The sequence below is a fragment of the Skermanella sp. genome, from assembly GCF_059503625.1.
The window spans coordinates 1-7700 of the sequence record NZ_JCACHA010000899.1; the positions used below are offsets into that span (position 1 = coordinate 1).

Annotated in this window: 4 protein-coding genes and 1 pseudogene; 1 reads left to right on the plus strand and 4 read right to left on the minus strand. The window is 62.1% G+C overall.

All coding sequences use genetic code 11. The features are described 5' to 3' along the window. Positions 1-268: 268 nt before the first annotated feature. Positions 269-607 (plus strand): annotated as a pseudogene (locus tag AC5JJ6_RS32750) (alginate export family protein); the annotation flags it as partial. A gap of 350 nt (positions 608-957) precedes the next feature. Here the strand turns inward: AC5JJ6_RS32750 and AC5JJ6_RS32755 are convergent. The 4 genes from AC5JJ6_RS32755 to AC5JJ6_RS32770 all read right to left on the minus strand — a co-directional run bounded on the left by AC5JJ6_RS32755 (position 958) and on the right by AC5JJ6_RS32770 (position 7064). Beyond that, positions 958-2526: a VOC family protein gene (locus AC5JJ6_RS32755; protein ID WP_496046063.1), complete on the minus strand. Its 1569-nt coding sequence runs from the start codon at positions 2524-2526 to the stop codon at positions 958-960. Between the two features lie 113 nt (positions 2527-2639). Beyond that, positions 2640-3254: a glutathione S-transferase family protein gene (locus AC5JJ6_RS32760; protein WP_496046064.1), complete on the minus strand. Its 615-nt coding sequence runs from the start codon at positions 3252-3254 to the stop codon at positions 2640-2642. Between the two features lie 290 nt (positions 3255-3544). Then, the gene (locus AC5JJ6_RS32765; protein ID WP_496046065.1) at positions 3545-5338 is read right to left on the minus strand and encodes a transglycosylase domain-containing protein; all 1794 of its coding nucleotides are present in this window, start codon (positions 5336-5338) and stop codon (positions 3545-3547) included. Positions 5339-6041: 703 nt separating this feature from the next. Further along, complete coding sequence (locus AC5JJ6_RS32770; protein WP_496046066.1) at positions 6042-7064, minus strand: amino acid ABC transporter substrate-binding protein; 1023 nt, start codon at positions 7062-7064, stop codon at positions 6042-6044. Positions 7065-7700 lie beyond the last annotated feature (636 nt).

Here is a 7700-nt window from a genome sequence, read left to right on the forward strand (position 1 = left end):
CCGTTTAGATGCATCCAGAACCCGCACCACAAAATCCCGGGACCAAACATCTAGTCGACCACAGTGGGCCATACTCAACAACGCCGCGCTGTCTCAGGGGCGCTGATGCTGGACGCTCATCGACCGCGCGCCGGCCACACCAATCCTGCACGGAGTTCTTCAGATCCTTCGAAACCGCAGAGCCTTTCGCTACTGCCCTCAGCCGCAGGCACGGCGTGTGATCGGCTAGCGCCGCGACGGCTTCGGCCGTAGCGGCCCTGGAGACTGGGACCTCGAGGCCGCCTTTCAGTTCCAGAGCTTCGGCAGCGCCGGCATCCGCGCTTGGACGCTGGCGAACGAGGTCGGATACATCTTCACGGTTGCGCCGTGGCGCCCGCGGCTTGGCCTGTGCGCCGATATCGCAAGCGGACGGCAGTCTGGGCGACGGTCGCGTCGGTCCTTTCGTCGTGCCCTTTCCGAATTTGCCCTAATACTTCGGAGGCGGGCCGGTTTGCGGTCGTCGAACATCATGGACCTGCATCCCCGGCTCTCACCGTTGAGCCCCATGCCGGCTTTCACATCAACTTCGACTACGCAGCCCCCTGGCCGCATTGCGAAGCGGAGGTGATCTATCTTCCACCCGGCATTGCCGTTCCCGGCACGGCCGAGAGCGGCCAATTCATTGGCCACCAGGCGCAGATTAACGTGAACTCGGCGGCGCCCAATCTCAGCATGCAAGCCGCCTGTTCCCGCCTGTTTGCCAACGATAGCCTCGAGCGCGCCGGAGGACGAAGCCCCGACTACTTCCTATCGAACTTGCCATAGAAATTCTGACGCAAGCGCGGCGGCCGAGCATAGAAAGGCGGAGCCGACCCAATGACGCATGCAGCTGCAGCCAGAGCACCACTGGGCAGTAACGAGACCTATGCGCGGAAGCCTTGCAGTATTGTCAATGGCGACGCAATTTCCGGCTGTCACTCAAGCCGAGGGATCGGCCCCCTCGACAGGCGCCGCGCCCGATAGGTTCTGTCGAAGCCATCGCGCCGCCTCACGGACATCTGCGCCGGACAAATCATGGCCGACTTCCAGCGTCTGGGACTCGACTTCCGCGCCCCGCGTCCTCAGGGCGCCTTCCAGTTTTGATACGTCACGGACATATGGATCGTCACGCCCATCGAGCACCAGCACGCGCGTCCCCGAGAAATCCGCAGCCTCCAGGGTCTCCGATGGCTGGATACCCCGCAAGAGAATTGCGCGGTGCACGACGTCGGGGTGAAAGAGAATGACGGCAGCCAGAAAGCTTGCCCCGTTGGAATAACCGAGAAAAGCAAGCCTCTCCGCGTCGAGCGCGTAGCCGGTTACGGCGCCTTTGACGAACGCAGCAAAGGTTTTCGCTTCGCTGAGGAGATCCGCCTGATCATACGTCGTGGCGTTGACCCTGCGGAACCAGCGACTGGTTCCTTCCTCGGTTGCCCGGCCGCGCACCCCCAAGAGCGTTGCATGCGGTGCAATGCGGCGAGCAATCGGCATCAGGTCGGCTTCGTTTCCGCCGGTGCCGTGCAGCAGCACCAAAGTCGTACCGTCCGGGTGCGCCGGCCGGTTGAAGCGATGAATGAAGGGGAGGTCGCGGACGGGGAACCGCTCCTCGCCGGGCAGGGCAAATTGCGGCAGCATCGCCTTCAGATCGTCGGCGCGGCCAACATCCCGCGGCGGCAGAAACAGAGTTTGGCCAAGCTCGTCGGGCGCCTCGTCAACGGTCACCCCTGGCCCGTCGGTGGCAAATTCCATGAGAACGCCGGCGGGATCGCGAACATAGAGTGACAGGAAATACTTCCGGTCGTGAACCTCGGTAGGTCCGTAGTCCTCGAGCGACAGCCGCATGGACCGGACTGCATCGGCATCCTGCGCGCGGAAAGCCACATGGTCCGGCACTCCGGCTCCCGGAACGGACGGCACGAAGCCCGACACTTCCCTGACGTCGACGACATCGGTATCGGACACCATGCGCTGCGTGAGGCCAGCGCGCTGCGCGTGCCTGTAACCGAAACGCGCCACGAACTCGGCGGTCTGTTCTGCCTTGTCGGTCAGGATGGTGACGCCCCGCAACCGGGTAGGCGCGTCCGGAAGGGGAGCCGATGTCGGCATGTCGACGCCGACCAGCTTCACGATCAACCCGTCCGGGTCTTTCAGCCGCAGGACCGGCTCTTCGAACTCGCGAGATGGCCCCTCAAAGGGAACGTTGGCCGCGAGTGCCCTGGTCAGCCAATCGCCGACGGAAGCCCGCGAAACCGCGAGCGCCACTTCCGACACCTGTCCGATGCCGGTGCGGCCACGGCCGGTGGCTTCCCACACAAGGAAGGTCAGCAACGATCCGGGGCTGCCAAGGCCGTCGCCGTAGAGCAGGTGCAGTTGCTCGGCATCCGCATACCCGGCAGTCCGTTTGACAAGCTTCAGGCCCAGGAAACCGACATAGAAGTCGACATTGGCCTGCACATCGGCGGTGATGCCGGTGACGTGGTGAAGGCCGCTTGTCATGCCCACGGTCACTTCCCCGCCTCGCGCGCAAGAGGCTTCTGCACCGCCGGATCGGCAGCAATTTTGGGATGCAGCAACTGCACGTTGGGATACTCCTTCAGGCCGCCCGACAAAAAGTTGATCGCCTAGCGGATCATCGGGAAGGAATAAGCGTCGATCACTGAGCGCCCCTCGTCAAGGATGTGTTCCCGGTCATCAAGGTGGCAGTTCAGAACGGCGAACTGCTTTGCGGCTAGCTTGTACCGTGTCTCCACCACTGCCTGTAGGGCCGCTTCGCTTTCGTCAGTCGTGTAGCGGTAGGGCATGACGATCGGCCAGAAGGAGGCATGAAAGTCCGAATTGAAGAAGGCTGGCCAGCGATGCGCCTCTACCCTGGCGCGTACGCCATCGCCGCCGGCCAGCCCGGACTCGGGGTGCTTGAACGCCAAATAGGCGAGGATCGCGCCCGCCTGCGTCAGCAGCAAGCCATCGTCTTCGCGCGAGGTTGGCACAGCACCAGCGGACTTAGATGTGAGCATGTCTTTAGAGCCGAACTGCACCTTTGTGGCCTCGTGGGGAGGCGCAACGGCGCCCTCCTCCATGGCAACGACGTACCAGCTGGACTTGGTCTTCCAGGCGGCAACGGTGACTGGCGCTCCGAGCGCGGCCATTGCGAACGGCACCTGCGCATCACGTGGAAACGCGAAGTCAGCCTCACTGCCTTCACCGGCAAAGCCCGCGTGGAAACGGTCTGCAACCAAATAGGCACCTGTCCGGCTGTTCCTCGGGCACGAAGCCGGGCGGTGGCGGAATCTCGGTGTACTGATCGAGCGTGGATTGGCTGACCTCGGGCGCGAAGGTCACTACGTAGACAGGCATCCGATCTTCGGATCGGCGCTGGCCTCGGTGGTGACGCTGCCGCCGCAGGAACGGCCGACAGATCGTCGGGCCATCCTGCCGTTTCAGCGCCCGACGAGTCGCTGCGACGTCGTCGCCGAAAGAGGCCGGCGGGTTCTGTCCGATGCTGACGGCATAGTGGTTGGTTGCGGGATCAAGCGCTCTTACTAATGTCGATCATCACCGCGCGCCATATTTGAGCGGGTAAGCCGCCGCCCGAAACGCCAAGCATCGGCCTGCCGTCGCTGTTTCCCAACCACACGCCCGCCACATACCGATCGGTAAAGCCGACAAACCATGCATCGCGGTTTGCGCTGGTTGTTCCCGTCTTCCCGGCTGCCCAGAAGCCCGGATCAGCGGCTTTTCCGGTGCCTCGCTGCACCACACCCGCCAGCATCTGCCGCATGAGATCGGCATGGCGAGGCTCAATAATTTGCCTGATCTCGGGCCGTGCCGGAAGCACGCGCACCAACGTTTCAACGCCCGTGGCCTCCTGGACCCGCTGCACTGAATAGGGCACGACCATTCTGCCCCGATTGGCTACGCTGGCAAAGGCAGCCGTCAGATCAACCAGCTTGGCCTCATAGGCGCCGAGTGCTAGGTCACCGGCCTCGCCGTCGGGATCATTGTCCACATTCATTGCCTCGAGCAGATTTCTAATGGCGTTGGTATTCTGCACAGCCAGTCGAACAGCGGCCGTATTGGATGACTTTTCAAGTGCAGCAGCGAGCGAGAGATCCCCGAGATACGTGTCATCGAAATTTCTGATCGAGCGGCCACCCAGCGTCAAAGCAGCATCGCTAACCCTCGTTTCAGGCATACTGCCTTGCTGGAGCGCCGCCAGGTACACAAAAAGCTTGGCGACGGACCCAGGCTGACGCTTGGCTTGGGTAGCGTGATCCCACTCCTTTTGCTTGTAGTCACGTCCCCCAACAAGCGCCACCACCGCGCCGTCATAGCGCATGACGACTACTGCACCTTCCTCAATCTGTCTGGTTCGGCCGTGTTGGCGAAATGCCTGCTCCAGATGCGCCTCAGTCGCTGCCTGAACTCGGAGATCCAATGTTGTTGTTATGGTTCTTGTGCCCTTTTGCGCGGCAACCGGCGAGTTGGCGTTGGCTTCATGTTCTGCCCAACGAGCGAACCACCCTGTCTGCGTACCACGAGGATAAACTCCACCCCAGGCCGACTTGGAGGATGCTACTGTGATTCTTTGTGACCGAGCACGATCTGCAACACGTCGGGTGAGATAGTTGGCGTCGACCATCTGCTCAATGACCCGGAAGCCCCGATCTTGCGACAGTTGTAGGTTTCGATGGGGGTTGAATCGATTTGGTGCAGGAAGCAGCCCAACCATCATCGCAGACTCTAGAATACTGAGATTGCGTGCATATTTGTTGAAATAGACACGAGCAGCCGCCTCAATTCCATACGCGCTGCCACCGAAGAAGACCCTGTTGAAGTACACGAACAGGATGTCCTCTTTGCTCAAATTGAACTCCAGGATTGGCGCAAGAACCGGTTCCTCCAACAGCTTGCGCACGATGGGGCTGTGTTCCTTCAGATATACTTCCTTGATGGTCTGCTGGGTTAGCGTGCTGCCGCCTTGGGTACGCCCTGTGAGCGTCGACCACACTGCGCGTGCCATGGCTCTGGGATCCAGTCCCCAGTGTTCATAAAACCGGCGGTCCTCACTGGCCACCAATGCGTCAATCAGATGCTTGGGCAGATGAGCGAATGGCACAGGTGGGCCGTAATACGCTCCGCGCGCACCGACGAACTCGCCTTGTGCGCTGAGGACTCGTACCCCGCCCCGGCGGTTTTCTGTAATTAGCCGGTTGGCATCGGCAAGCTCGAGTGCCTCAGCACTGCGTGGAGCTGTTACAGTCAGGCCAAGCAGCGCGAGAAATCGTCTCCGATCTATGGTGCTGGCGTCTGAAATGGACACTGCTGGTGCGTGCCTCCTGGCACAAAGCTATGGCCGAAGCTGGGTGAGGGCGGCGTAAGGAAAGTGGCGTAACGAGGCGGGTGATGAGCTTGCTTACACCTCTTGGAAAAGCAATGCGTTGTAACGAGCGATAGCATCCTCGTTTCACTCCGTCAGCCCGATCCGGCGGGACCGGCTGACAGCCGTCCTGACGGAGGTTCGCCGGATGTTGGCGCAAGCCATTGAAGCGAGGTGGAAGCGTTCCCGGTCAGGATGAGGGAGAAGCGGCTGTCGGACGGGCGCGACAGCGTGGTGTGGCACGGGCTTGGGGCCGGAGCGGGCGGCCCGGACCCGCGCTGGCCTGGTGCCGGTGCATCGGGTGAAAGTCCGCGACCGCGGTGCCAGCGCCGGCGGCGAGCGCTCCCGCTCACCATACTGCCGCGCTGCGCAGGCGCAGCCGAGCCTGGATGCGCTGCTGCCGGTGCTTTACCTGCACGGTGCCGCAATGAGCAACCTCCAGGAGTCGCTCGCTACCCTGCTAAACAAGAAGACGCAAACCTTTCATTCTTGGCGATCGCCTGGCTGCAGAGCAAGTGGCAGGGGTGCGAACTGTCAGCCCGGCACGACGTCTATCTCCGGGCCGATGGAGGCTACCAGCAAGCGGAGATAGAGGGCAGGCGGAGCTCATGCTACTGCTGATAGACGCCTTGCAGAAAAGCGTGCATCAGCGCAGCGGCAATGCGTACATGAGGCCGCCGCGACTCCACAAGTCGTTCTGCCCACGTGGGAGCCCAATAGCGCTGCCCCTACCGAGGTTACGTTCGAAGCTCTCGCCGTAGTTCCCCACCGCCTTGATGGCGTTGTACAGCCATCGCTCGTCAAGCCCGAGTGCGCGTCCGAAACCGGGCGTTACGCCCAGAAGTCGCTGCACGGCGGGGTTGGGGTCACGCAGGCGCTGATCCACATTTGCTTGGGTGATATCGAGCTCTTCGGCCTCGATCATGCCCGTGAGTACCCATTTCACCACATCGAACCATTGGTCGTCACCGTGCCGAACCATGGGGCCGAGCGGCTCCTTGCTGATGCGTTCGGGCAGGAGAATGTGGTCGTTCGGGTTCTGCACGGCAGTCGCCCGGTAGCTGGCGAGTTGACTTGCATCCTGCGTCATCGCGTCGCATCGGCCGGAGCTATAGGCTCCCACGAACTCGTCCGGCCGCTCAATCAATACCGGCGTAAAGCGCAAGTTGTTGGCGCGGAAATAGTCAGCGATATTCAGCTCGCTCGTGGTGCCTGGCTGTATGCAAACCGTCGCACCGTCAAGTTGTTGGGCCGAGGTAATGCCGAGCGAACGGCGCACCATGAAGCCCTGGCCGTCGTAGAAGTTGACCCCCGCCATGTTAAGACCGAGAGCCGTATCACGCTGCAGCGTCTGCGTCGCGTTTCGCGCGAGCACGTCGATCTCGCCACTCTGCAGCATGGTGAAGCGGTTCTGCGAAGAGGTCGGAACGAACCGAACCTTGGCCGGATCGCCAAACACAGCCGCCGCAAGCGCCCGGCAAAAGTCTGCGTCGAGGCCACGGTACTCACCGCGACTGTCTGGGGTCGAAAAGCCGGCAACGCCCTGATTGACGCCGCAGACGATGGTGCCTCGTGCCCGGATCGCGTCGAAGGCCTGACCGGCCTCCGCCACGCCTGCCAGCGATATGGTCAGGCCGATCGCACCGGCCAACAGACAACGCATACACATCCTCCTTCGCGTGCTCGCTTCTGAAACATTCTTACATTCTGTCGGTTCGCTCCGCCATGAGCTACGTTGGGTGTGTCGCCCGGCATGACGCAAGTAGGGCGACCTAGACAGCTTTGCCCACCAGCATGGACGGCATTTCCATGAGGATGGCAAATTGGGGAGCAAGCGCCAGGCTGCTCCGGCCTGCATCATCTAGGCAGTTCCAAGGCGCCAGTGAGGTGCCCGGCGCGGTTCGTCTGGGTTGCTCGCACTCCGCTAGCGCTGATGCGCCCTGCACGGCTTCAGTCCTGACCGGCGTACTGTCCAGGCCGCGGGCGGGCCGTGAAAAGTCCCGCAACCTCCTCGGTTTGCTGAAGAGCTTGGATCTTGGCGCGTCAATCGATCCCGCTTCACTTTGGCCGCACACAGAGCGAATGCTTGGCCACGCACCACGTCCAACGGCGGTGCAGCCCCAACCGGCCCGCCGGCGGGGCTCTGGTCAGTAGCACTCGGCTGATCGGGTGCGATACCAAGAGGCCGCCATGACGCCTACCCCGATGCAGGTCGCGATCTGCGCCATCGCGCTACAGTACCTGCAGCACCTAGCTGTTTGATCCCGGGGTTTGATGGTGCAGTCTTCCAGCAGGCGTGGAAGGA